Source organism: Candidatus Methylobacter oryzae (assembly GCF_003994235.2).
Lineage (GTDB): Bacteria > Pseudomonadota > Gammaproteobacteria > Methylococcales > Methylomonadaceae > Methylobacter_A > Methylobacter_A oryzae.
On the sequence record NZ_RYFG02000010.1, the window covers coordinates 19712 to 44169 of the forward strand.

The window sequence follows — 24458 nt, forward strand, 5'->3', positions numbered from 1 at the left end:
GAAAGAGAACGCAGCCACGCCTTGAGTTAATGTCTGGCTCAGAGACGGCGGTTTGCTCGCACACTGCAAAACCGATCGGCTTACGAAAAATAAGCGGCTAATAGCCGTCTAACAGAACCATTCCGGTGCGCCGACATTAAGACCGGCAACGCATATAGCATACAGAATCTGTGATTCCTGCCTATACGCTACCGTACCTACTTGCATTTACATTTTATCCGGCGCAATACTAACGACCAGATTGTTCTGAACCGACATCACACCTTTCTGGGTTTTAACCAGTTCCGCCGCTCTGGCAATATTCGATTCTGAATTAACCGTACCGTTCAAAGTCACTACGCCTTTATTGGTGTTAACCTCAATACGGGACGCACTCAGCAGCGGATCGTTGGCAATGGCCATCTTAACTTTGGCGGTAATGGCCGTGTCGTCGGCATATTCCCCAGCGGCTTGGCTTTTATCGGTGACCGATTCCTTGGCGGATTCAATTTGCTTTTCAGCTTGCTCTTTTGCTTGATCAATTCTTTGCTCGGCATTTTCAGCCGCGCGATCGATTTTCTTGCCGGCCTTTTCCGCCGTGTCTTCTTTTTGGCAGCCAGCCAACCCGAAAACAGCGATTAAACAGGCCATCGTAAGCATCTTACAGGTTATAGTCGTTTTCATCGGTTACTCCTCAAAATTTTAAAGCTTGAGCGGCTCACCTGCCCAAACGAAATTTATGCCCTTGGGGTGCTAATCGACGCAAACACCTCCGTTCAGGTCTAGCGCAATGAACTAAAAACTCGGAACTCACTTTAACGGCGGGATCAAACGCTGTCTGTACGTTAGCGAACGAAGATCATGGATAACCGCCCTCTCCGCTCGAATGCGGTACAAACCCGCTTTCACAGCGGATTTTCAGCCCTAACCTGTCGCTATTCGATCCAGATCAATTCGACACGGCGGTTTGCAGCCCTGCCTTGCGCCGTTCTGTTATCGGCAATAGGCTGGCTTTCACCGTAACCTCTAGCCATCAGCTTGTTGGTAACGCCTTTCGATTGCAGGTAATCAACAACCGATTGCGCCCGCCGTTGCGACAACTTCATGTTATAGGCGCTGGAACCTTCGCTGCTGGTGTGACCCTGGACTTCAATATCGTTTTTCTGCGGATCGGCAATCAGGCTCTTAGCGGTGTCGTCAAGAATGATCTTGGCATTCAAGGTCAAGGCGGCAGAGTTCTTCTGGAAATGCTGGCCTTTTAGCACCAACCTGACCGGGCAGCCTGTATTGTCAACCCGGGCTCCTCTCATTGTGCCCGGACATTGATCGACCGAATCCAGAACGCCGTCACCATCCGAATCGCGATCGACACGACTCGGCGCCGGGGCTGCGGCGGCGACCGGCGGCTCGGTCCTGGCCGGAGGACGGGGCTTGTCGCCGAACGGAATAACAAAGCCGACGTTTACCACCATATCGTGGAATTCGTCCTTACCGGGCTGGACATGGGCATTAAAATTATTATTGTAGCGATAGCGGACATCGCTACGGAGCAGGAAGTTGTCATGCACTTCATAGGTAAAACCGGCACCGGCTTCGCCAATGGCGCCTATGCCGCAATTGGCGGAAGCGCAACTATTCATAGCACCGCCCCCGATCACCGCATAAGGCGAAAATCTATCGCGGATAAAATAATACTGTAAATCAACCGTACCGCCGGCAAAACTCCAAGGACCGTTATCACCGCCGAATTCTTGGTAAAAGCCTTTCATCTCGACGTTGAAATGCCTATCGAGCATCTTGCCGATGCCCATACCGCCGCCCCAACCGTCCTTGGCATGGCGATCGCCGCCCGATTTAATAAACGTGCCGAATGGCGCAACATACCAACGGTCGTCATCGAATCGGCGGTTGTCATAAGAGGAGAGGTCATCATGAAATCGATCGCCGGCTTGTGCCATCGGCAACAAAGCGATACCAGCTAGTGAGACTAGAGTGAGTAAAATTTTTTCCAGCATAATATTATCCTTATCTATATGTTTACTTTTCATGATCACTTTTAAATTGATCTCGTTATTCCACTTGAACTTCCGCTTTCCTAAGAGACGATTAACAATATCCTCCGTTTACCCAAAGGGCATAAGTTTCGTTTGAGCAGCCAAGCTGCTCAACTCAGCTTTATAAAAGAGCGCCTTACGGCAATCATTTGTTGTTAGAAAATATAAAAAGTAGCTTAACTGCAACATTAACAGCTCGTCTGTACGGTAACGCGCATAGACTGTGTCTACTCCCCTGTTTGAAATAGGGTGTAGGTAATTGATTGCAAAGGACGGGGGCATACATCCCTAAGATTGGGCGGGAAGCCTCCCGCTGGGCAGACCTTCCGAACAGACGGGACCTATATCAATGAAGGCCGGATATGACATTGTCGGCGAGAGGAACCTACGGCCAATATTTTTTTGTGCCTTTCGTGCCTTTCACGGACACAGCGAACATTAGTCATCAGTAAAACAGCCAGATTCCTTCAAGTGCGCTTTTTACCGTCTGTTCCCTTATTTGCTTACGGTTTCCTAAAAATTGCTTTTTGACCACATTGGCCGTTCCGTCCTTATGTTTCCAGGCAATAAACACGGTACCGACCGGTTTCTCCAGCGATCCTCCATCCGGTCCGGCTATGCCTGTTACCGCAACGGTAATATCGGCATCGCTGTGAGCTAATGCGCCTGCGGCCATTGCCGTTGCCGTCTCGGCGCTTACTGCGCCGTATTTTTCCAGCGTTTGCGGATTGACGCCCAGCATCTGCATTTTTGCAGCGTTGCTGTAAGTGACAAAGCCACGGTCAAACCAAGCCGAACTGCCCGCCACCTCGGTAATCGTTTGGGCAATCCTGCCGCCGGTACAAGATTCGGCGGTGGCAATAATCTTTCCGTTTGTTTTTAGCAAGCGCCCCACTTGCTCGGCCAATTTAAATAATTCTGCATCCATGATGTGACCTCTCGCGGATTCGGATAAAATAGGCGTATGAGTATAAAACAAAACACCGCCACCCAGCAGCATACGCCAATGATGACGCAATTTCTCCGCATCAAGGCTGAACACCCCGATACCTTATTGTTCTACCGTATGGGGGATTTTTACGAACTGTTTTTCGACGACGCCAAAAAAGCCGCGCAACTGCTGGATATTACCTTAACCAGCCGCGGACAATCGGGAGGCCAGCCGATTCCTATGGCCGGTATTCCTTATCATGCGGCGGAAGGCTATCTTGCCAAGTTGTTGAAGCACGGCGAATCCATTGCGATCTGCGAACAAATCGGCGATCCGGCAACATCCAAAGGCCCGGTCGAGCGCAAGGTCGTGCGCATCGTAACGCCCGGCACCGTTACCGACGAAGCCTTGTTGGAAGACCGGAAAGACAATCTGCTGGTAGCCGTATGTTCGCTGCCAAGTTCCAGTTCGACTACGCAACACGGCATCGCCAGCCTGGACTTAACCAGCGGCCGCTTTGTGTTGCAGCAAGTTGAATCGATAGACCAGTTATTAAGCGAAATCGGCCGCCTGAATCCAGCCGAGCTGTTATTTAGCGAAGACTGGCCGTTACCCGCCAGCTTAAAGCAGCGTAGCGGTTTATGTAGAAGGCCGCCTTGGCATTTTGATGCGGAAAGCGCCAGGCAACTGGTATTGAAGCAATTCAAGATACTGGATTTGAAAGGCTACGGCTGCGAGGATGTGCCCGCCGCGATTGCCGCAGCCGGCGCTTTGCTGCAATACGTTAAAGATACCCAGCAGGGTGCATTACCGCATATTCAAGGCATCCGTACCGAAAACAGCGACGACAGCATTTTGCTGGACGCCTCCAGCCGCCGTAATCTGGAACTGGATTTTCACCCGTCCGGACAACTGCAATACACGCTGTTCGGGGTGCTGGATAAAACCGCGACGGCGATGGGCAGCCGCTGTTTAAGGCGCTGGATCAACCGGCCGTTACGCGATCACGACATTCTGAACAACCGCTATGCCTGCATCGATACCCTGCTTAATGTATTGTTGTATCGCGATATTCAAGGTCATCTGCGCCAAGTCGGCGATATTGAACGGATCAGTTCCCGTATTGCATTAAAATCGGCGCGCCCCCGCGACTTGTTGGTATTGCGCAATACGCTGGCGGTGCTACCTGCGCTACAACATGCGCTATCCGGCAGCGACAACTCCCAGGTTACGCACTTATCCGAACAAGTCGGCGAACATCCTGAGCTGCTGAATTTGTTGCAACGCGCCATTATCGACAATCCGCCGGTGCTGATCCGCGACGGCGGCGTAATTGCGCCCGGTTATCATCCGGAACTTGATGAGCTGCGCAATTTAAGCCAGAACGCCGACCAGTTCTTGATCGATATGGAAAACCGCGAAAAAGCGGCGACCGGCATCAGCACGCTGAAGGTTAATTACAACCGCGTGCATGGTTACTATATCGAGATTTCCAACCTACACGCCGAAAAAGTCCCTCCGCATTACACGCGCAAACAAACCTTAAAAGGCGCTGAGCGTTACATTACCGAGGAACTGAAATCGTTTGAAGACAAAGTGCTCAGCGCCAAGGAAAAATCGCTGTCGTTTGAAAAAGCCTTGTACGAGGAATTGCTGAATATCATCGGCGCTTCATTGATCCCGTTGCAACAGTGCGCCGCCGCATTGGCCGAATTGGACGTGCTGGTTAATTTTGCCGAACGCGCCGAGGCGCTGAATTTATCGCAACCGCTACTGACAGATAAGCCCGGCATAGAAATTGAAGCCGGACGCCATCTGGTTGTTGAGCAAGTTTCGGATATTCCTTTTGTAGCGAATGACTTATCGTTCTCCAATCAACGCAGAATGCTGATCATTACCGGCCCAAACATGGGCGGTAAGTCGACTTATATGCGCCAAGCCGCGCTGATCGTATTAATTGCCCATATAGGCTGTTATGTTCCAGCCAGAACCTTAACTTGCGGACCTATCGACAAGATTTTTACCCGTATCGGGGCATCCGACGACCTATCCAGCGGGCGCTCCACGTTTATGGTGGAAATGTCGGAAACTGCCAACATCCTGCATAACGCAACCTCAAAAAGCCTGATCCTGATGGACGAGATCGGCCGCGGCACCAGCACATTTGACGGTCTGTCCTTGGCTTGGGCTTGCGCCGATCATTTGGCAAGAGAAACCCAGGCATTTACGCTGTTCGCGACGCATTATTTTGAGCTGACGACGCTGCCCGAAGAACAAAAAACCATCCATAACGTGCATTTGGATGCAATGGAGCACGGCGATAAGATCATTTTCCTGCATGCGGTCAAAGACGGCCCTGCCAGCCAGAGTTACGGCTTGCAGGTAGCGTCGTTAGCCGGCGTACCCCGTTCTGTGATCGAAAAAGCTAAAGCCAAACTGAGGCATCTGGAAGACCAGACTTATCTTGAGCAGCAGGCGGAAACCGGATTTAACCAACTGGATCTGTTCTCAGCGCAAGAATGTCATCCTGTAGTGGGCTTGCTGGAAGATTTGAGCCCGGATGACCTTAGCCCGAAGCAGGCTTTGGAATTGCTTTACCGGCTAAAGGGGATGGTGTAAAAGGGCGCGCATAGCGCGCCCTAATTTGGATTAATTACTTTTGGCCTTTTTCGTCGGCCAGCGCTTCAGCTAGTTGCTTTGCAGGCAGATAGCCGGGGAAGATATTGCCTTTCTCGGTAACGATCATCGGCGTTCCCTTCACTTCAAAATCCTCGGCCAATTGCATGTGCTCATCAATCGGGTTGGTGCACGTTTTAGCGGGAGGCGTATCGCCTTTCTTTGCTGCCGTTAAAGCCGCTTTACGGTCGTCGGCGCACCATACCGATATAGCTTTATGATACGAATCGGAACCTTTACCGGCTCTTGGGAAAAACAAATACTGAACCGTAATGCCTTGAGCCATGTATTGATCAATCTCTGAATGCAGTTTACGGCAATAACCGCAGTCAATATCGGTAAAGACACTAACTGTATATTTGCTTTCTTTCGGCTTGAACACAATCATTTTGTCCTGGCCGAGTTTATCGAGAGCCTGTTTGCGAGCGCCACCCAATTTCTCTTCGGTTAAATCCTTGCGCCCGGCAACATCGATTAAATGCCCTTGAATCAAGTATTTACCGTCACCGGAAGCATAAACAATATTGCCGCCCACTGTGACTTCATACAGGCCACTGATTTCAGTAGGCTTAACCGAGCCTACTTTTACCGATGGCATCGATTTGGCCAATGCCTGTTTAATAGCTTCTTCATCCGCATGGGCCACGGATAAGGTCAGGCCAAGCATTGATAAGGCAGCGATATTAATGATTTTTTTCATACGTTATAGTGTCCCTTAAATTAGTTTATAGAGCGCAGGATAGGCTACTTAGATCGCACTGACTGCCTTATATTTGGTTGCTGTATTATTGAAATAAACGCTCAACATCCAAAAACATCGCCAATGCCATCAATGACACGAGCAATGCAATGCCGATTTGTTGAAAGAAGATTTGCGCCCTTTCCGAAACAGGACTGCCTTTAATGCCTTCCAAGGCAAAGAACATCAAATGCCCGCCGTCCAGCACAGGGATCGGCAATAAATTTAATATGCCTAAACTGACGCTGACGAGAGCCATATATTTTATGAAGGGCACCAGCCCCATCGTGGCCGACTGCCCTGCGTACTGGGCTATACTGATGGGGCCGCTCAAGTTTTCTACGGAGGCCCTGCCAACCAACATTTTGCCCATCATTTTCAAGCTGGTAACGGAATAATAATAGGTCGTTTCGAATGCAACCGGTATCGCTGCCAACGGCGACAACGAGTATTCAACGCTGACCGACCTCATCAATTCTTCCGGTACATAAACTGAAGCGCCGACTTTACCCTCGGTATTTTTGCCGACCGGAACACTTTTCGGTGTAATAGTTGCTGGTAATCGTACGCCATCGCGTTCGATCTCGAGCTTGATTGCAACACTAGGATGACTTTTTATGTAATCCACCCATTGCATCCAGTCTGTTATGTTTGTGCCGTCGGCACTAACGATTAGGTCGCGTTCCTTTAACCCGGCCGCTAACGCTGCGCTATCGGGAAGTATTTTCCCTATGATAGGCTGCAATTTCGGCGACCAAGGTTTGAAGCCTAATCGTTGATACAATACATCGGGATTCTCGCTGTCTTTATCGGCCAGCTTAAGCGTTCTGGTATTTTGTTGACCATCAAAGTTTTTTACTACAACTTCGATATCATGCACCCCATCGAGCGCCGCGGAAACCAGCACGCTCATGGCTTCGGTCCACGTGGGGGTTGTTTTGCCGTTAACCGAGATAATCTCATCGCCTTCGGCAAGGTTGGCATCGGCGGCTAAGGTGCCCTGTTCTACCGAACCGAGTATCGGCTTTATACCCATTTCGCCGATAACCAGCACACTCCAGAACAACACAACAGCCAATACTAAATTAAATACCGGGCCTGCTGCGACTATTGCAGTTCTGGCAAATAGCGATTGACGATTAAAAGCGTACGGCAAGTCGGCTTGCTTGACCTCGCCTTCCCGCTCGTCGACCATTTTGACATAGCCGCCTAGCGGAATTGCTGATATTACATACTCTGTTGAATCCGGGCTTTTCCGGTATGACCATAAAATCTTGCCAAAACCAAGCGAAAACCGAAGGACTTTTACTCCGGCTTTACGCGCGACCCAAAAATGCCCGAATTCATGAAATGAAACCAGGACACTGATCGCAACGATGAAATAAAACAGTGTATGCAATAAATCCATCAAGTATTAAGCTCTCCAATAATTTGTGTAGACATTAACCGGGCTTGCTGATCCGCATCCAAAATAATTTCCAGCGTATCGGCGGCCTTGGCTTCGAATTTGTTCATACAACGCTCGATAATCACCGGAATATCGGTAAACCGAACCTGCTCATTTAAAAACGCTTCCACGGCAATTTCATTGGCCGCATTTAAAACCGTAGGCATGATACCACCGGCATCGATAGCCTCATAGGCCAGTCGCAAACAGGGAAACCGTTCCAGGCTAGGCTCCTGGAAATCCATGCGCCCGACATCAAAAATATTCAGCGGATCAACGCCCGAATCGAACCGCTCCGGCCAAGCCATCGAATAAGCAATAGGTATACGCATATCGGGATTACCCATCTGCGCCAATACCGTTCCATCCACATAATCGACCATAGAATGAATGACGCTTTGCGGATGGATGACGACTTGAATCTGACTTGGGGACATATCGAACAAAATACAAGCCTCTATCATCTCAAGGCCCTTATTCATCATCGTTGCCGAATCTACGGAAATCTTCCTGCCCATATCCCAATTAGGATGAGCTACTGCCTGAGCCGGAGTAACATTGACCAATTGATCAACGGGCGTTTCCCGGAAAGGGCCACCCGAAGCCGTCAACAAAATACGTCTGGCCTGTTTTGCCTGCATACCGGTTTTATAACCGGCGGGCATGCACTGGAATATCGCATTATGTTCGCTATCAATCGGCAGTAACTGCGCCCCCGATTCCGTAATGGCTTGCATAAAAATTGAACCCGACATGACCAGGGCTTCTTTATTAGCCAACAATACGGTTTTACCCGCTTTTGCAGCCGCCAAACTCGGTAATAAACCTGCCGCGCCGACGATCGCCGCCATGACTGAATCAACATTATCCAACGTTGCAACATGCTCCAGCGCCTTGGCGCCGGATAGCACTTTTATATCCGAAACCGTTGAATTTTTTAGTTTCTCTGCAAAAATTTTCGCCTTACGCTCATCCACGACGACAACAACTTCGGGATGATGTTCAAGGCATTGTTCATAAAGGGCATCAATATTGGTGTTGGCCGTTAATGCGATAACTTTATATTGGCTGGAATGTCTGGCCACCACATCTAAGGTACTGACACCGATTGAGCCTGTCGCTCCGAGTATACAAATGCCTTTCATGGGTAAATTAAATAGATGCCGGCGTAGAAAAAGGGAACAGCCGCAATCAGGCTATCGATTCTATCCAGGATTCCGCCATGGCCGGGTAATATCGAACCAGTGTCTTTGACGCCACGCTGACGCTTGGCCACACTGAAAAACAAATCGCCATAAATTGAAATTAATACTGTTGTTATCGACAGCATGAGGAAATCAGACGCAACCATCCATGGAAAACCGTAGATCAAACTTAAAACGATAGCGCAAACGCCGCCCGCGATTAAAGCCCCATACATGCCTTGAACGGTTTTGCCTGGGCTGATCGCGGGTGCCAATTGGGTTTTACCGAATTTCTTTCCGGCAAAGTATGCGGCAATATCTGCGACCCAAATTAAAATCAAGAAATACAAAGTGAGTTCCGATCCGTAAAAAGCTCTTAACCTGCTCAAAAACATCCATGTTGTAAACAGGACAAACCATCCTATCAAAACCTTATAGCGGGTTTTTAGTTCCAATTTTAAAATACCCTCAGGCGTATTCCTGATTAATATCATCATCAATATCCAGAACAGCACCGGCGGCACAACCAACCACTCCAAAATCCCTGAGTAATTACGTACATCAGGCCAATCCAATACTTGAGCAATCACTTCCAGAAATTGCGTCCAAAAATGTAGCCATACCATCGGCAGAATCAATGTCACTAGAAATAATCCGCGTTTGAACGGCGAATTAATGCCGATTAGATTAGTCCATTCCCATGCGGCTAAAAGCGTGATTAGCCCCAAGAGTAGTGAAAAATACTCCGGATGCAGCTGGAAAACAGCAAGTACAACCAGAGGAACCAGAATTAATGCAGTAATAATTCGCTGTAGTAACATTTTTATAATTATTAGATGAAGTTGGAATTAAGTATCTGTTTTTTTTAATTAAGAACCGGAAATTTATTTTAAAAAGATTGATTTATCCAGCATTTGCTCACCGGTATGACCAAAGCGTCTTTGCCGACCTTTAAAGCTTTTGATTGCCTCTTCAAGTGAGCACTGATCAAAATCGGGCCACAGTGTTGGAGTGAAGTAAAGTTCCGTATAAGCCAGCTGCCATAACAAAAAATTACTGACTCTCTGTTCTCCGCCCGTCCTAATGAAGAGGTCAGGCTCGGGCAAATCCGCAGTTGATAAATGCTGGTTGATCAACTGCTCACTGATATCCTGATTTTTTAATTCGCCGGCAGCTATTTTTTCAGTCACGGTCCGAATCGCCTGACACAGGTCCCAGCGCCCTCCGTAATTTGCCGCGATAACCAGAGTTAAGGCATTATTATCCTTGGTTTGTTCCTCACCTTCAGCCATCTTGGCCTGTAACTTTTCAGAGAATGCTGTTCTGTCACCGATAAATCGCAAGCGGATATTATTGCGATCAAGCTTGTTGATTTCTCTTTGCAGAGTCGCCATAAACAGCCCCATCAGCAAGGAAACCTCTTCTTCCGGACGGCGCCAATTTTCACTACTGAAAGCGAACAAGGTCAAAACCTCTATCTCTTGTTTAGCGCAGTATTCTACAATTTTTCGGACCGCTTTAACTCCGGCTTGATGACCGAAAGCTCGAGGCATAAACCTCTTCTGAGCCCATCGGCCATTGCCATCCATAATAATGGCAATATGACGAGGGTTGTTGTTTGCACCCATCAGGGCATTTACCGACTCTAAACTATTACAATCATCCGTAGCCATTATTTAAATCCCGGTCACTACCCAGTAGTTATACCCAAAGGGCATAAGTTTCGTTTGAGCAGACAAGCTGCCCAACTCAACTTTAGAAAGCAAAGCACGGATAATGTGGACTTGACTAAAAAACACGCTCTCTCGTTTCCACCCTTGTTGCTAGAAATAAGAGGAAATCCTCTATCCGTCTGATCATTATCCTCCGTGTTCTGCGATTAAAGTCAACATCTGCCAGATATCTACAATCTCAATTACATTGACAGTAAATCGGCTTCTTTGGCTTCCAAAAGTTTTTCAACATCTTTTACATACTGATCGGTCAATTTTTGGATTTTTTCTTCAGCTGCACGGGCCTCATCTTCGGAAATCATTTTTTCTTTCTGTGCCTCTTTGATGGCTGAATTGGCATCACGACGAATATTCCTGATCGCAACACGGCCGTTTTCAGCTTCATTCTTGACCACTTTAACTAAAGTACGACGACGCTCTTCAGTCAGTGGCGGCAATGGAATCCGAATAGTCATCCCGTTGGTGGCAGGATTTAACCCCAGATCCGATTTCAAAATGGCTTTTTCAATTGCCTGAACCATGCCTTTTTCCCATGGTGTAATTGTCAATGTACGCGCATCTTCTACGGCAATATTGGCAACTTGGGATAAAGCAGACTCCGTTCCATAATATGTGACGCTAATTTGATCCAATAAGCTGGGATGAGCTCTGCCCGTTCTTATTTTTGAGAACTCATGCTTTAAGGCTTCAATACTTTTGCCCATACGCGTCGAAGCATCTTGTTGAATATCACTAATCATTAATCTGTTCCTCGTTCAATCAGAGATCCTATCTGTTCACCCATCATCAGTTTCATTACCGCGCCTTTTTCAAAGATATTCATCACGCGCATTGGCACATTATTATCCCGGCACAGCACCAGAGCAGTGGTGTCCATTACATTTAGACGCTGGTCCAGCGCTTCATCATAAGTTAATCGCGGGTAAAATGTAGCGTTCTTGTCTTTTTCGGGATCTGCGGAATAAACACCCTTAACTTTGGTAGCCTTAATCATCAACTGGGCATTAATTTCAATTGCTCGCAGACTGGCCGCCGAATCAGTAGTAAAAAAAGGGTTCCCGGTTCCCGCCGCAAAAATCACAACCCGGCCTTTTTCCAAATGCCTGACCGCTCTACGGCGAATATAATCTTCACATACTTGATTGATTTTCAGCGCAGACATCACCCTGACCTGCTGGCCGCATGCTTCCAGCGCGTCCTGCATAGCCAGGGCATTAATTACAGTAGCCAGCATACCCATCTGATCACTGGTTACTCTATCTAATCCTTTTGAAGCTTTTTCGGCCCCACGCAATATATTACCGCCACCGATAACCAAACCAACCTGAAGACCAACATCGCATAACTCTTTAATTTCAGTTGCAAGGCGTTTAACAATATCTGCATCAATACTACCACCCGTCTCACTCATTAAAGCTTCACCGCTTAATTTAAGCAAAATTCTCTGGCAAATCGTATTAGTCATTTTAATTTATCGAGTTAGATTAGTATTTATTATTGATGGGAGTTCCTCGGCAGTTAGCCGAGGAGTGCGTTAGCTGCCTCTAACTTGCGCCATAACCTCTTCAGCAAAGTTTTCTTCTTTCTTCTCAATACCTTCACCGACTTCCAGGCGAGCGAAACGAATAACACTGTTGCCTTTAGATGCAAGCAGTTTGCCGACAGTAACTTTATCGTCCTTAATAAAAGACTGCCCCATTAAAGTGACTTCCGCTAAGAATTTACTAACCCGTCCAGTAACCATTTTTTCGACAATGTCGGCCGGCTTACCTTTAATTTTCTCTTCTTGTTGCGCCAGGAAAATTTCTTTTTCTTTCTCAATAAGCTCTGCCGGTACTTGATCGTCGGAAACGCAAGTTGGTTTGCTTGCCGCGATGTGCATGGCAATGTCTTTGCCTAATTCGTTATCGGCTTTAGCTAATTCAACGATCACACCGATTTTTTTACCGTGTAGATAGCAAGCTGTGCCGCCAGTGGCAGTATGATATTTTTGGAAGCGTCTAACCGTAATGTTTTCACCCAACTTAGCAATCAGGCCGCGACGAACTTCGTCTACAATCGTGCCGTCAGCCAATTTCATAGCCAAAAGCTGTTCTTTAGTTTCAATATCGGAATTCAACAAAGCTTCTGTAACATTATTGACGAAAGTTACGAAATCATCGGCTTTGGCAACAAAATCGGTTTCGCAATTGACATCAACAATTGCCACAGTTTTTTCGTCAGCACTGACTTTAGCGCCGATGATACCTTCGGCAGCAATGCGATCGGATTTTTTATCAGCCTTGGCCAGACCTGATTTGCGCATATTCTCAATGGCTAACTCCATATCGCCATTTGCTTCAACTAACGCTTTTTTGCACTCCATCATGCCGGAGCTAGTTCTTTCACGCAGTTCCTTAACCATTGCAGCACTAATAGTATTACTCATTCTTTGATTTTCCTCATTATTCATATCTATAAAAACGCCCCCGTGAGGAGGCGTTTTTTTGCCTAACATCAAGCACTTATTTTACAGGAAAAACCTGCAAAAAAAGATCGCACTTATTCTGATGCCTCTTCAACAAAATCATCAGCCTTTGCTGACAATCCTAAAGTTGCTGATTTAGCTTCCATTACTGCTGCGGAAACACTTTCGCAATACAGTTTAACTGCACGAATTGAGTCATCATTACCTGGAATAATGTAATCAATTTTCTCCGGCGAGTTATTGGAGTCCACGACGCCAACAACCGGAATACCTAATTTTTTGGCTTCGCTGATTGCATTCTTTTCATAGCCAACATCCAATATGAAAATAACATCAGGAACGCCTTTCATATCTTTAATCCCGCCCAGGCTGCGCTCCAACTTTTCAAGCTCGCGCTCCATACCTAACGCTTCCTTCTTACCAAAACGTTGATAAAGCGTACCATCAGCCTTCATCGCTTCTAATTCTTTAAGACGATTAATTGATTTCTTGATGGTTTTGAAATTTGTCAACATGCCGCCCAACCAACGATGATTGACGTAAGGCATGCCGCAGCGTGCAGCTTCTTCAGCAACCACTTTTCTTGCTGCTTTTTTGGTACCGACAAACAAGACCGTGCCTTTGTTTGCCGCCATTTGACCCAGATAATTCATTGCGTCATTAAACATTGGAAGCGTTTTTTCCAAATCAATGATATGGATCTTGTTACGTGCACCGAACAGGTACGAAGCCATTTTCGGGTTCCAATAACGAGTTTGATGTCCAAAATGAACACCCGCTTCAAGCATTTGACGCATAGATACTGCTGCCATGTATTCTCCTAAAAATAAAAAATTCGGAACTTATGTCCGAGTTGGGTTACGCCTCCACCTATCCCGCCTGAAAACCAGCAATAACCGCTCCAAAAAGAGGTTACACCAGCACCCTTCCAACCGTGACGATAGGCGTGAGTATTAGTTCAAAAACGAACTTCCCTTTATACCATAATTACTTTCCCACAACAAGCGAATCCCTGTTAAAATAGTATATATTACATAGACGCAAAGCAGAAAAACACAAAAGTAAAACCTATATTTTGCGCTAACAACACTCTTACCTTTACATCTGTTTTTTATGAGCATACCTATCAAAACCGAAAGCGAAATTGAAAAAATGCGGATTGCCGGAAGGCTGGCAGCTGAAGTTTTAGAAATGATTGAACCCTATGTTGTTCCCGGAGTTACCACCGACGAGCTCAACCAGATCTGCCACGACTACATTGTTGACGTGCAAAATGCCATTCCCGCGCCACTTAATTATCACGGCTTCCCTAAATCTATCTGCACCTCGATTAATCACCAAATCTGCCACGGCATTCCCAGCGACAAAAAACTTAAATCAGGCGACATTGTCAATATCGACATCACCGTCATCAAAGATGAATATCACGGCGACACCAGCAAAATGTTCTGTGTCGGCGAAGTAAGCCAACATGCAAAGCGTCTAATTAAAATAACCCAGGAAGCTATGTTTTTAGGCATCCAACAGGTCAAACCCGGCGCTACGCTGGGAGATATCGGCCATGCCATACAAAAGCATGCCGAATCCAATCGCTACTCTGTTGTCAGGGAGTTTTGCGGACACGGTATCGGCAAAAAGTTCCACGAAGAACCACAAGTATTGCATTATGGCAAGGCAGGCGAAGGCGTGACTCTTGAAGCCGGCATGATATTAACCATCGAACCCATGATTAACCTGGGCAAACGCCATATGAAAGTTTTGGCCGATGGCTGGACCGCTGTAACTAAAGACCGAAGCCTGTCCGCGCAATGGGAGCACACTATTTTAGTAACCCCAAACGGCTACGAAATTCTGACCTTACGCAAAGAAGAGATGTGACCACCTTGGACAAAAGCATTAACAGCGCAATTTTTGCCGAAAAAGACAGCCTGCAACAGTTCAAACACCTCCTGAAACAAAAAGATTCGGAACTACGGCAGAAATTTAACCCTCATAAATCGGTTTCAAAATTACTCAAAGAGAAATCCGATTTTATTGACGAAATACTAAGCTGCTGCTGGCAACACTTCCTTGGCGAACACGCCAAACAACTCAGTCTAATTGCAGCTGGCGGCTATGGCAGAAGAGAACTATTCCCTTACTCCGACATTGATCTGGTCGTACTGCTGGATACAGAAGACACAAGCCCTTACCAAGAAGCCCTGTCAAGTTTCTTCACTTTCCTTTGGGATATTGGCTTAAAACCGGGACAGAGCGTTCGCACTGTCAAGCAATGTATTGAAGCAGCGGCAGCAGACCAAACCATCATAACCAGCCTGATGGAAAACCGCTTAATCACCGGCAACACTGCGCTACATAAAATACTTAACCAGCAAATCGCGCCCAACAAAATTTGGCCATCGGACCAATTTTTTGCCGCAAAAATGGAAGAGCAGCGGCAGCGCTATGCCAAATTTCATGACACCGCTTACAATCTCGAACCCAACGTCAAAGAAGGCCCAGGCGGATTGCGCGACAGACATGTCATTGCATGGGTATTCAAGCGCCATTACAACTCTTCAACACTCAAAGAGCTGATTAAATACGGATTCCTGCCCGAATCCGAATATTTGGAACTGGTTGCCGCCCTCGAAGTACTTTGGCGAATTCGCTACGCATTACACCTTTTAACCAACCGTTGCGAAGATCGATTAATTTTTGATTATCAACGCGATCTAGCCCGTCAATTCGGTTTTAGCACAGAACATCAAGAATATAATCAGGATGTCGAGCAATTCATGCAGTTTTATTTTAAAACCGTACTTGGACTTGAGCGACTCAATGAAATGCTATTGCAATTGTTTAACGAACGCTTCGTTTCAGAAGACGTTACTTACAAATCAATTCCCCTGAACGACAAATTTGTCGCGATCAATGGCTACCTTGAAGCCATTGATGAAGCGCTTTTTGAACGACAACCCCTAGCCCTACTCGAAGTCTTTTTAGTTTTAGAGCACAATCCATCAATCAAAGGCGTCAGAGCAACAACCATACGCTTGATTCGCAAAAGCCTGCATCTGATCGACGACTCATTCCGTAAGAACAAAGACGCCAACCGCCTTTTTATAGAAGCGTTTCGCCAACCCCGCGGCATTACCGATCAATTAAGGCGCATGAATCGCTATGGCGTGCTGGCAGCCTACATTCCTTGTTTTGCCAATATCGTCGCCCGAATGCAATACGATTTATTCCACATTTATACGGTAGACGAACACACGCTTTTCGTTATCCGTAACTTACGACGTTTTGCGCTAGAAAAGCATCTTGACGAACTCCCCTTTTGCAATGATATTTTTCTGATGATTTCAAAACCGGAAATTTTGTATCTTGCCGGCCTATTTCACGACATAGCAAAAGGCAGAAACGGCGACCATTCCGCCATTGGCGAAGAAATCGCTAGAGAGTTCTGCATACAGCACGACCTTTCACCGCACGACACCAACCTGATCTGCTGGCTGGTCCGCAATCATTTGGTTATGTCAATGACAGCGCAACGAAAAGACATCAGCGACCCGGACGTTATTCATCAATTCGCCCAAACTGTCGGCAGCACCGAATATCTGAACTATTTATACCTGCTGACCGTTGCCGATATTCGCGCCACCAACCCCGAATTATGGAATGCGTGGAAAGACGCCCTGCTGAAAGAGCTATATACAGTCACCTACAGCGCCTTACATAGAGGCCTGCAAAACCCCGTAGCACTCGCAGACCGCCTAGCTGAAAACAAAAAAGAAGCCAAAGACGAATTGGTGAAGCTCGGCATATCCGAGCCGGTAATTCTTAGATCATGGCAACATGCCAGCGACGATTATTTCTTAAGATATTCAGCGGATGAAATTGCATGGCACACCATTGCTATTGCTTCATCCAGGGAAGACGACTTCCCTTTGGTCCTGCTACGCCCACAAACCCAGCGAGGCAGCGCGGAAGTTTTTGTTTACACAAAAAACGAAGAAGCTATTTTTTCGCTGAGCACCGCCACTCTTGACCAGCTAGGACTCACGATTCTTGACGCCCGAATCATGACCACGACCGATGATTATGTTCTCAATAGCTTCCTGGTACTTGAACAATCGGGCAAACCGATCAATGAACTATTCAGGGAAGTACATATCTGCAACGTGCTTCGCACCAACCTTCAGCTCCGCGAAGTAAAAAAACATAAAAACATCCATCGCCAGTCAAGACAGGCCAAACACTTCCCCATCCCTACCAGCATTCAGTTTCATGCAGACCCGCTTAAAAGACATACAATTATTGAGCTAATCACCACAGACCACGCCGGACTTCTATCAAAAATAGGCCGCGCATTTGTACAAAAAGAAATCCACCTGCATAGCGCAAAAATCACCACTATCGGCAGCCGCGCCGAAGACATGTTTTATATCACAGACAACCAGTCGCAACCGATCACCGATCCGGTTAGACAGGAGCAAATACGCGAAGAAATATTAAAAATGCTGGGAGCTACCGGCGGCTAATGAATCCCAAACTTCTTCAGCCAGATAGCAGCCTTGCCTCAATGAATCGCACGAGCCACCGATGCCCGTCACCTTCAATATCAACATATCGCAACCCGATTTTACATTGATCACTGGACATGCGCCGCGAGAAAACCACATGACACCGCGCCACTATTTTGGCCGGCTGCCCATCCTCATCAAACAAACTCAGATCAACAGACACCGAAACAGGCTTGCCATCGCGAACAAAACTTCCTCCCGGAGTAATCATATTCCGCTGCCTAATATTACACTCCACCCCCAACCCATCACTGGATACATCGACCGCAATCACCTGAATACGCACACCATCCCCATTGGTAACAACAGCCGAAGCCTGCACCGGAATCCTTTGATAAAGCCTTCTTTCCGCAACCATCTATACTCACTATCAAAATAACTTAAAGACTTAAGTTTAAAAAATTGATTATTTCGACGCAATCGCCGCAAACAACCGGCCGCCAGGCATCCAAAAACGCTAATGAATTCAAATAATCGGCTCGCCTCGCGCAAGCTTGGGCAAGTTACCTTCCAACCCCATTGCATTACGCATCACCTTATTTTTAGCCGGCAAGATTCGCTCAGCCAAACCCAACCCCAAGTTACGCAAGAATTTAACAGGTAAAACTTGATTACTAAATACCCGGTAAAAAACATCCATCACCGTCATCATCTTTAAATTCTCATGACGGCGCATTTTTTCATAGCGCCTTAAAACCGACAAGTCACCAAGATCATGGCTTTGCCGGCTTGCATCAATCAACACCTCGGCCAACGCCGCCGCATCCAGCAAACCAATATTAACGCCCTGCCCAGCCAAAGGATTAATCATGTGCGCAGCATCGCCCACCAAAACCACACCCGGCTTAACATAGCTTTGCGCATGCTGGCGCTTCAACGGAAAACTTGCCGTTCCCAAAATTGCATTAACCTTGCCCAGACAATCAGGAAATGTCGCAACCAACTCGCGCAACAAATCGTCGTTAGATAAAGCCTTCAAGCGCCCCACCTCATCCGGCGAGTTATACCAAACTATAGAACCGTAATGACCGGTTAGCGGCAAAAACGCCTGCGGCCCACTCGGCACAAAACGCTGCCAAGTAATGTCCTGCTGCCCGTAATCGGTTTCAACATAAATCACCAGCGCATGCTGATTATAATCCCAGCTGGTTACGCCCAAGCCGACAACCTGCCTAACCTTCGATTGACCTCCATCCGCCGCAACCAATACTTTTGCGGACAAAACTCTACCGTCACCCAACTCCACCTCAGGCGAACTGCCAACTGAATAATTAATTTTATTAATCGCAGCCGGACACATCAGTTCGACGTTGTCGAAATCCCGCAAACGGTCCAGCAATGCCAACTGCGTAACCCTGTTCTCAACGATATAACCCAGCTCGGGATAGTTAATATCATCACTGCAAAATTCAGTATCCCCCGCCGTTTCCCAAACCCGCATCCTGCGGAATGGACAAAGCCTGCGATTAACAATGCCACCCCATGCACCAACAGCTTCAAGTATCTTTTTTGAGGCAATGCTGAGCGCAGACACCCGCAAATCATGAGGCTGCTCAGGCGCAAAAACCTGCGGCAGCGCGTTCTCTATCACCGCCACTTTCAACGCACTTCCGCCTAAACTACAGGCAACAGCGGCCCCAACCATACCCCCGCCCACAACGATCACATCAAAATTTTCTTTCATAACCAACTAATCAATGTATTTAAGATTTATTTGAACAATTGTAATAGCTATTGTCCGGCCGCAAAAATTTAGCGAATAGCAATGGGAATAACCAGCTATTAAAATAAAGCTCAGAAAGATACCATATCTCTATTAAAGAGCAGACAAAATACCCTTCCCAATATCACAACCAAAGCCCGCGCCCCACGCCAAAATATGACAAGCAGCCGCCGACCAGCAGCAAAACAAAAGACTGCGTGACAGAATTGCTTGTCATCCGTATAATTAACTGGTTTTGCCGTATCGTAGGCCTTGATGACTCCATCAAAGCAGGTACGCAACGAGGGTTATTTAAGTTAGAGGATAACGACCCTTTTGTAATATTTTTTAGAGGTGACAATGAGTCAAAGTATGCTACCGACCAGACAGGGTTTATATGATCCACGCAATGAACACGATGCATGCGGCGTGGGTTTTATCGTTCATATAAAAGGTCAAAAAAGCCATGAAATCGTACGTCAGGGCTTGGAATTACTTAAAAACCTGACCCACCGTGGCGCGGTCGGTGCCGATATACATGCGGGCGATGGCGCTGGCATTTTGATTCAAATGCCCGACGCTTTTTTACGCGGTGAGTGCGATAAATTAAATATAACGCTTCCGTCAATCGGCGATTATGCCGCCGGCATGGTATTTTTGCCGCGCGATGCCGCCAACCGAAGCACTTGCGAAAAATTATTAACGGATATTATTGCGCAAGAAAAAGCCGTGCTGCTGGGCTGGCGCGATGTACCGGTTGATAACCGCACACTGGGTGAATCGGTAAAACTAGTTGAACCATTTATACGGCAAATCTTTATTGGCCGTGGCGAGAATTGCCCTGACCAGGACGCTTTCGAGCGCAAATTGTTTGTAATTCGCAAACAAGTCGAAAATACCGTGCGCGATTTAAATCTCGATCACGGACACGCTTTCTACATGCCCTCATTGTCATCGCGCACAATAGTCTACAAAGGCATGCTGCTGGCAGACCAAGTCGGATCGTTTTATGCGGATTTAAACGATGAACGCATGGTCAGCGCCTTGGCGTTGGTGCATCAACGATTCTCCACCAACACCTTCCCGACTTGGGATTTGGCACACCCTTTCCGCCTGATCGCTCATAACGGCGAAATCAACACCTTGCGCGGCAATGTCAACGGCATGGCGGCGCGCCGCCATTCGATAGCGTCCAAGATATTGGGCGATGACATGCAAAAATTATGGCCGCTGATTAACGAAGAGCAATCCGATTCGGCGTGTTTCGATAATGCCCTTGAATTATTGGTAGCGGGCGGCTATTCACTTGCCCACGCGATGATGCTGTTAATCCCGGAAGCCTGGGCCGGCAACGAGCTAATGGATGAGAAACTGCGCGCGTTCTATGAATATAACGCCGCCTTGATGGAACCTTGGGACGGTCCTGCCGCAATTGCCTTTACCGATGGCCGTCAAATCGGTGCAACTCTGGATCGCAACGGCTTGCGCCCGGCGCGTTATCTGGTCACCGATGACGATATCGTGATCATGGCATCGGAAATGGGCGTCATCGAAGTACCCCAACACAAAATCATCAAAAAATGGCGTTTACAGCCAGGCAAAATGCTGCTGATCGACACCGAGCAAGGCCGCATTATTGATGACGCAGAATTAAAAACCAACTTGGCTGCATGCCATCCTTATTCCGAATGGTTGAGCAAAACTCAAATCTTGCTCGCCGACTTGCCGCCCGAAATTTCCGCGATGGCCCCGGATGCACGCACGCTTTTAGATAGACAGCAAGCTTTCGGCTATACCCGCGAAGATATTGAATTCATCCTAAAACCGATTGCGCAAACCGGCCAGGAACCTATCAGCTCAATGGGTATTGATGCCGCGTTGGCGGTATTATCGGAACGCTCGCGCTTACTGTACGATTACTTCAAACAAGGCTTCGCGCAAGTCACTAACCCGGCTATCGATCCTATTCGCGAAGAGCTGGTCATGTCGTTGGTTTCACTGATCGGTCCGCGTCCTAATTTATTGGGACTGGACGAAGGCGGCACGCATATGCGCCTGGAAGTCGAACAACCCATTTTGACCAATCAGGATTTGGAAAAAATTCGCCGCATCGAAACACGTACCGGCGGCGTATTCAAAACCAAAACCCTGACGCTTTGCTACCCATCCGATTTGGGCGCAAGCGGCATGGAAGCGGCACTTGATAAACTTTGCCTTGCAGCAAAGCAGGCTGTTGAAGAAGGCAACAATATTTTGGCACTGTCCGACCGCGACCTGGATGTTGCACATATCGCGATCCCTGCCCTGCTGGCAACTTCCGCCGTACACCATTACCTGACCCGCGAAGGTTTGCGCACTAAAGTCGGCTTGGTTGTAGAAACCGGCGAAGCGCGTGAAGTTCACCATTTTGCGCTGTTGGCGGCCTATGGCGCAGAAGCGGTTAACCCTTACCTTGCGTTCGACACGCTGTCAGGTTTATGCGAAAACATCGCCGATCTGAGCGAATATGAAGCGCACAAACGTTATATCAAAGCGATCTCCAAAGGCCTATTGAAAGTCATGTCCAAGATGGGCATTTCGACTTATCAATCTTATTGCGGCGCGCAAATCTTTAACGCAATCGGTTTATCGGAACCTTTCTTGAATCGCTATTTCACCGGCACGACCAGCACAATCGAAGGCGCCGGTTTAGCGGAAATCAGCGAAGAAACCGCTCGCCGTCATCGAGTTGCATTCGGCAAGGCGCCGTTGTTCCGCGATGCTTTGGATATTGGCGGGGAATACGCCTATCGTCTACGCGGCGAAGCGCATACCTGGACGCCCGCAAGCATCAGCACTTTACAGCATGCAACGCGCAGCAACAGCTATGAGAAATATTCCGAGTTCTGCCGTCTAATCGACGAGCAAAACGAAGCCTTGTTGACATTGCGCGGCTTGATGTCGTTTAAAGAATCCGAAACGCCGATTCCATTGGACGAAGTCGAACCCGCAGCAGAGATCGTCAAACGCTTTGCGACAGGCGCGATGTCGTTCGGCTCAATTTCCTATGAAGCCCACACGACTCTGGCTATTGCGATGAACCGCATCGGCGGCAAATCCAATACCGGTGAAGGCGGAGAACTCCCTGAACGCTTCAAGCCGTTACCCAACGGCGATTCGATGCGTTCGGCAATCAAGCAAGTCGCTTCCGGCCGTTTTGGCGTGACCACTGAATACCTGGTTAATGCCGACGACATCCAAATTAAAATCAGCCAAGGTGCGAAACCGGGCGAAGGCGGACAGTTGCCCGGACATAAAGTCGACGCGGTTATTGCCCGGGTACGTCATTCGACGCGCGGCGTAGGCTTAATTTCACCGCCACCGCATCATGATATTTATTCGATTGAAGACTTGGCGCAGCTGATCCACGACCTGAAAAACGTCAATCCCGAAGCGCGAATCAGCGTCAAGCTGGTATCCGAAGTTGGCGTCGGCACTGTTGCCGCAGGCGTATCCAAAGCCCATGCCGATCATGTGACCATTTCCGGCTATGACGGCGGCACCGGCGCAAGCCCAATGACGTCTATCAAGCATGCTGGCTTGCCTTGGGAAATCGGCCTTGCCGAAACCCATCAAACGCTGGTGCTGAACAAACTGCGCGGACGTATTTCCGTACAAGTTGACGGCGGTCTGCGCACCGGTCGCGACGTAGTCATCGGCGCATTACTGGGTGCCGACGAGTTCGGTTTTGCGACTGCGCCATTGATTGTTTCAGGTTGTTTAATGATGCGTAAGTGCCATTTAAACACCTGCCCAGTCGGCGTTGCGACGCAAGACCCAGAACTGCGCAAGCGTTTTACCGGCCAGCCGGAGCATGTAGTCAACTACTTCTTCATGGTCGCGGAAGACGTGCGTCAATGGATGGCAAAACTGGGCTTCCGTACAATCAATGAAATGATAGGCCGCTCGGACAAATTGGACATGAAACGTTCAATTAATCATTGGAAAACGCAGGGCTTGGACTATAGCCGTGTTTTCTATAAACCTGAGATTGACAACAACACTGCCGTTTACAACACCGAAAAACAAGACCACGGTTTGGATCAGGCATTGGACCATGCATTGATTGCCCAGGCCCAGCCAGCGTTGCAAAACGGACAAGCGGTAGTCATCGAAACGCCTATCCACAACATTAACCGTACTTTCGGCGCAATGCTGTCCGGCGAGGTTGCAAAGCGTTACGGGCATAAAGGCTTGCCTGACGACACTATTGCCATCCGAGTTAAAGGTACGGCCGGACAAAGTTTCGGGGCATTTTTAGCGCAAGGCATCAGCATTGAACTTGAAGGCGAAGGCAACGATTATGTCGGCAAAGGCATGAGCGGCGGCCGTATCGCCATTTACCAGCCTAAAGACTGCCCTATTACACCGGCTGAAAATATTATCGTCGGCAACACGGTGCTGTACGGTGCCATCAACGGCGAATGCTATTTCAGCGGCGTTGCCGGAGAACGCTTTGCAGTACGTAACTCGGGCGCTATCGCCGTCATCGAAGGCGTAGGCGATCATGGCTGCGAATATATGACCGGCGGCGTTGTTATCGTGCTTGGGCAGACCGGACGCAACTTCGCGGCGGGTATGTCAGGCGGTGTGGCTTACGTGCTCGATGAAGACGGCAGCTTTGAGAAACGCTGCAATATGGCGATGGTCGAAATCGAACCTATCCCTGCTGAAGACGACATGCTGGAAGCCATCGCACATCAAGGCGGCGATATGGAAACCCATGGCAGGGTCCACCTGATGTCGGATATGACCCGTTTTGACGCTCAACGTTTAAAGCATTTCATTGAAAATCATAAGCGTTACACCAACAGCGCCAGAGCGCAACATATTCTGGATAATTGGCAGGATTATTTGCCGCGCTTTGTTAAAGTCATGCCGGTCGATTACCGTGAAGCGCTCAAACAAATCCAAGCAGAACAAGCTAGCGCAACTGCATAAT

18 protein-coding genes are annotated in these 24458 nt (G+C 47.9%); 4 read left to right on the forward strand and 14 right to left on the reverse strand.

The window, feature by feature from the left end:
- Nucleotides 1-207: 207 nt before the first annotated feature.
- The 3 genes from EKO24_RS02010 to EKO24_RS02020 all read right to left on the reverse strand — a co-directional run bounded on the left by EKO24_RS02010 (nucleotide 208) and on the right by EKO24_RS02020 (nucleotide 2961).
- On the reverse strand, nucleotides 208-663 hold the full coding sequence (locus tag EKO24_RS02010; protein ID WP_127027039.1) for a BON domain-containing protein: 456 nt from the start codon (nucleotides 661-663) through the stop codon (nucleotides 208-210).
- A gap of 251 nt (nucleotides 664-914) precedes the next feature.
- Nucleotides 915-2027 carry an OmpA family protein gene (locus EKO24_RS02015; protein ID WP_241674367.1) on the reverse strand — a complete coding sequence of 371 codons (1113 nt, stop codon included), beginning with the start codon at nucleotides 2025-2027 and terminating at the stop codon, nucleotides 915-917.
- A gap of 451 nt (nucleotides 2028-2478) precedes the next feature.
- Entirely contained in the window at nucleotides 2479-2961 is a 483-nt protein-coding gene (locus EKO24_RS02020; protein ID WP_127027041.1) for a CinA family protein, read from the reverse strand.
- Between the two features lie 36 nt (nucleotides 2962-2997).
- On the opposite strand from EKO24_RS02020, the gene mutS reads away from it, so the two are divergent.
- Entirely contained in the window at nucleotides 2998-5583 is a 2586-nt protein-coding gene (gene mutS / locus EKO24_RS02025; RefSeq protein WP_127027042.1) for a DNA mismatch repair protein MutS, read from the forward strand.
- A gap of 34 nt (nucleotides 5584-5617) precedes the next feature.
- On the opposite strand, the gene EKO24_RS02030 is transcribed toward mutS, so the two are convergent.
- From EKO24_RS02030 to rpsB, 9 genes are all read right to left on the reverse strand, one after another.
- Nucleotides 5618-6340, reverse strand: a complete 723-nt coding sequence (locus EKO24_RS02030; RefSeq protein WP_127027043.1) for a DsbC family protein — start codon at nucleotides 6338-6340, stop codon at nucleotides 5618-5620.
- 85 nt (nucleotides 6341-6425) lie between these two features.
- The gene (gene rseP / locus EKO24_RS02035) at nucleotides 6426-7787 is read right to left on the reverse strand and encodes an RIP metalloprotease RseP (protein ID WP_127027136.1); all 1362 of its coding nucleotides are present in this window, start codon (nucleotides 7785-7787) and stop codon (nucleotides 6426-6428) included.
- On the reverse strand, nucleotides 7787-8971 hold the full coding sequence (gene ispC, locus EKO24_RS02040; RefSeq protein ID WP_127027044.1) for a 1-deoxy-D-xylulose-5-phosphate reductoisomerase: 1185 nt from the start codon (nucleotides 8969-8971) through the stop codon (nucleotides 7787-7789). The genes rseP and ispC overlap by 1 nt, the downstream gene beginning before the upstream one ends.
- Nucleotides 8968-9831: a phosphatidate cytidylyltransferase gene (locus tag EKO24_RS02045; protein ID WP_127027045.1), complete on the reverse strand. Its 864-nt coding sequence runs from the start codon at nucleotides 9829-9831 to the stop codon at nucleotides 8968-8970. Before EKO24_RS02045 ends, ispC begins: the two co-directional genes overlap by 4 nt.
- A gap of 63 nt (nucleotides 9832-9894) precedes the next feature.
- On the reverse strand, nucleotides 9895-10683 hold the full coding sequence (locus EKO24_RS02050; protein WP_127027046.1) for an isoprenyl transferase: 789 nt from the start codon (nucleotides 10681-10683) through the stop codon (nucleotides 9895-9897).
- 242 nt (nucleotides 10684-10925) lie between these two features.
- Nucleotides 10926-11483, reverse strand: a complete 558-nt coding sequence (gene frr / locus EKO24_RS02055; protein WP_127027047.1) for a ribosome recycling factor — start codon at nucleotides 11481-11483, stop codon at nucleotides 10926-10928.
- Entirely contained in the window at nucleotides 11483-12208 is a 726-nt protein-coding gene (gene pyrH, locus EKO24_RS02060; RefSeq protein ID WP_127027048.1) for a UMP kinase, read from the reverse strand. The genes frr and pyrH overlap by 1 nt, the downstream gene beginning before the upstream one ends.
- Nucleotides 12209-12277: 69 nt before the next feature.
- Entirely contained in the window at nucleotides 12278-13171 is an 894-nt protein-coding gene (gene tsf / locus EKO24_RS02065; protein WP_127027049.1) for a translation elongation factor Ts, read from the reverse strand.
- 113 nt (nucleotides 13172-13284) lie between these two features.
- On the reverse strand, nucleotides 13285-14022 hold the full coding sequence (gene rpsB / locus EKO24_RS02070) for a 30S ribosomal protein S2 (RefSeq protein ID WP_127027050.1): 738 nt from the start codon (nucleotides 14020-14022) through the stop codon (nucleotides 13285-13287).
- 301 nt (nucleotides 14023-14323) lie between these two features.
- Here rpsB and map point away from each other — a divergent pair, with 301 nt between their 5' ends.
- Entirely contained in the window at nucleotides 14324-15088 is a 765-nt protein-coding gene (map, locus tag EKO24_RS02075) for a type I methionyl aminopeptidase (protein ID WP_127027051.1), read from the forward strand.
- Entirely contained in the window at nucleotides 15085-17733 is a 2649-nt protein-coding gene (gene glnD / locus EKO24_RS02080) for a [protein-PII] uridylyltransferase (RefSeq protein ID WP_127027052.1), read from the forward strand. The genes map and glnD overlap by 4 nt, the downstream gene beginning before the upstream one ends.
- Before the next feature lie 16 nt (nucleotides 17734-17749).
- Here glnD and EKO24_RS02085 read toward each other — a convergent pair whose 3' ends face one another.
- Nucleotides 17750-18133 carry a PilZ domain-containing protein gene (locus EKO24_RS02085; protein ID WP_127027053.1) on the reverse strand — a complete coding sequence of 128 codons (384 nt, stop codon included), beginning with the start codon at nucleotides 18131-18133 and terminating at the stop codon, nucleotides 17750-17752.
- 108 nt (nucleotides 18134-18241) lie between these two features.
- Nucleotides 18242-19459: an FAD-dependent monooxygenase gene (locus tag EKO24_RS02090; RefSeq protein ID WP_127027054.1), complete on the reverse strand. Its 1218-nt coding sequence runs from the start codon at nucleotides 19457-19459 to the stop codon at nucleotides 18242-18244.
- A 378-nt stretch (nucleotides 19460-19837) separates the two neighbouring features.
- On the opposite strand from EKO24_RS02090, the gene gltB reads away from it, so the two are divergent.
- The gene (gltB, locus tag EKO24_RS02095) at nucleotides 19838-24457 is read left to right on the forward strand and encodes a glutamate synthase large subunit (protein WP_127027055.1); all 4620 of its coding nucleotides are present in this window, start codon (nucleotides 19838-19840) and stop codon (nucleotides 24455-24457) included.
- Nucleotide 24458: the final 1 nt, after the last annotated feature.

Coding starts and splice junctions, on each gene's coding strand:
- EKO24_RS02010 (WP_127027039.1), bottom strand. CDS start 663: ATGAAAACGACTATAACCTGTAAGATGCTTACGATGGCCTGTTTAATC.
- EKO24_RS02015 (WP_241674367.1), bottom strand. CDS start 2,027: ATGAAAAGTAAACATATAGATAAGGATAATATTATGCTGGAAAAAATT.
- EKO24_RS02020 (WP_127027041.1), bottom strand. CDS start 2,961: ATGGATGCAGAATTATTTAAATTGGCCGAGCAAGTGGGGCGCTTGCTA.
- mutS (WP_127027042.1), top strand. CDS start 2,998: ATGAGTATAAAACAAAACACCGCCACCCAGCAGCATACGCCAATGATG.
- EKO24_RS02030 (WP_127027043.1), bottom strand. CDS start 6,340: ATGAAAAAAATCATTAATATCGCTGCCTTATCAATGCTTGGCCTGACC.
- rseP (WP_127027136.1), bottom strand. CDS start 7,787: ATGGATTTATTGCATACACTGTTTTATTTCATCGTTGCGATCAGTGTC.
- ispC (WP_127027044.1), bottom strand. CDS start 8,971: ATGAAAGGCATTTGTATACTCGGAGCGACAGGCTCAATCGGTGTCAGT.
- EKO24_RS02045 (WP_127027045.1), bottom strand. CDS start 9,831: ATGTTACTACAGCGAATTATTACTGCATTAATTCTGGTTCCTCTGGTT.
- EKO24_RS02050 (WP_127027046.1), bottom strand. CDS start 10,683: ATGGCTACGGATGATTGTAATAGTTTAGAGTCGGTAAATGCCCTGATG.
- frr (WP_127027047.1), bottom strand. CDS start 11,483: ATGATTAGTGATATTCAACAAGATGCTTCGACGCGTATGGGCAAAAGT.
- pyrH (WP_127027048.1), bottom strand. CDS start 12,208: ATGACTAATACGATTTGCCAGAGAATTTTGCTTAAATTAAGCGGTGAA.
- tsf (WP_127027049.1), bottom strand. CDS start 13,171: ATGAGTAATACTATTAGTGCTGCAATGGTTAAGGAACTGCGTGAAAGA.
- rpsB (WP_127027050.1), bottom strand. CDS start 14,022: ATGGCAGCAGTATCTATGCGTCAAATGCTTGAAGCGGGTGTTCATTTT.
- map (WP_127027051.1), top strand. CDS start 14,324: ATGAGCATACCTATCAAAACCGAAAGCGAAATTGAAAAAATGCGGATT.
- EKO24_RS02085 (WP_127027053.1), bottom strand. CDS start 18,133: ATGGTTGCGGAAAGAAGGCTTTATCAAAGGATTCCGGTGCAGGCTTCG.
- EKO24_RS02090 (WP_127027054.1), bottom strand. CDS start 19,459: ATGAAAGAAAATTTTGATGTGATCGTTGTGGGCGGGGGTATGGTTGGG.
- gltB (WP_127027055.1), top strand. CDS start 19,838: ATGAGTCAAAGTATGCTACCGACCAGACAGGGTTTATATGATCCACGC.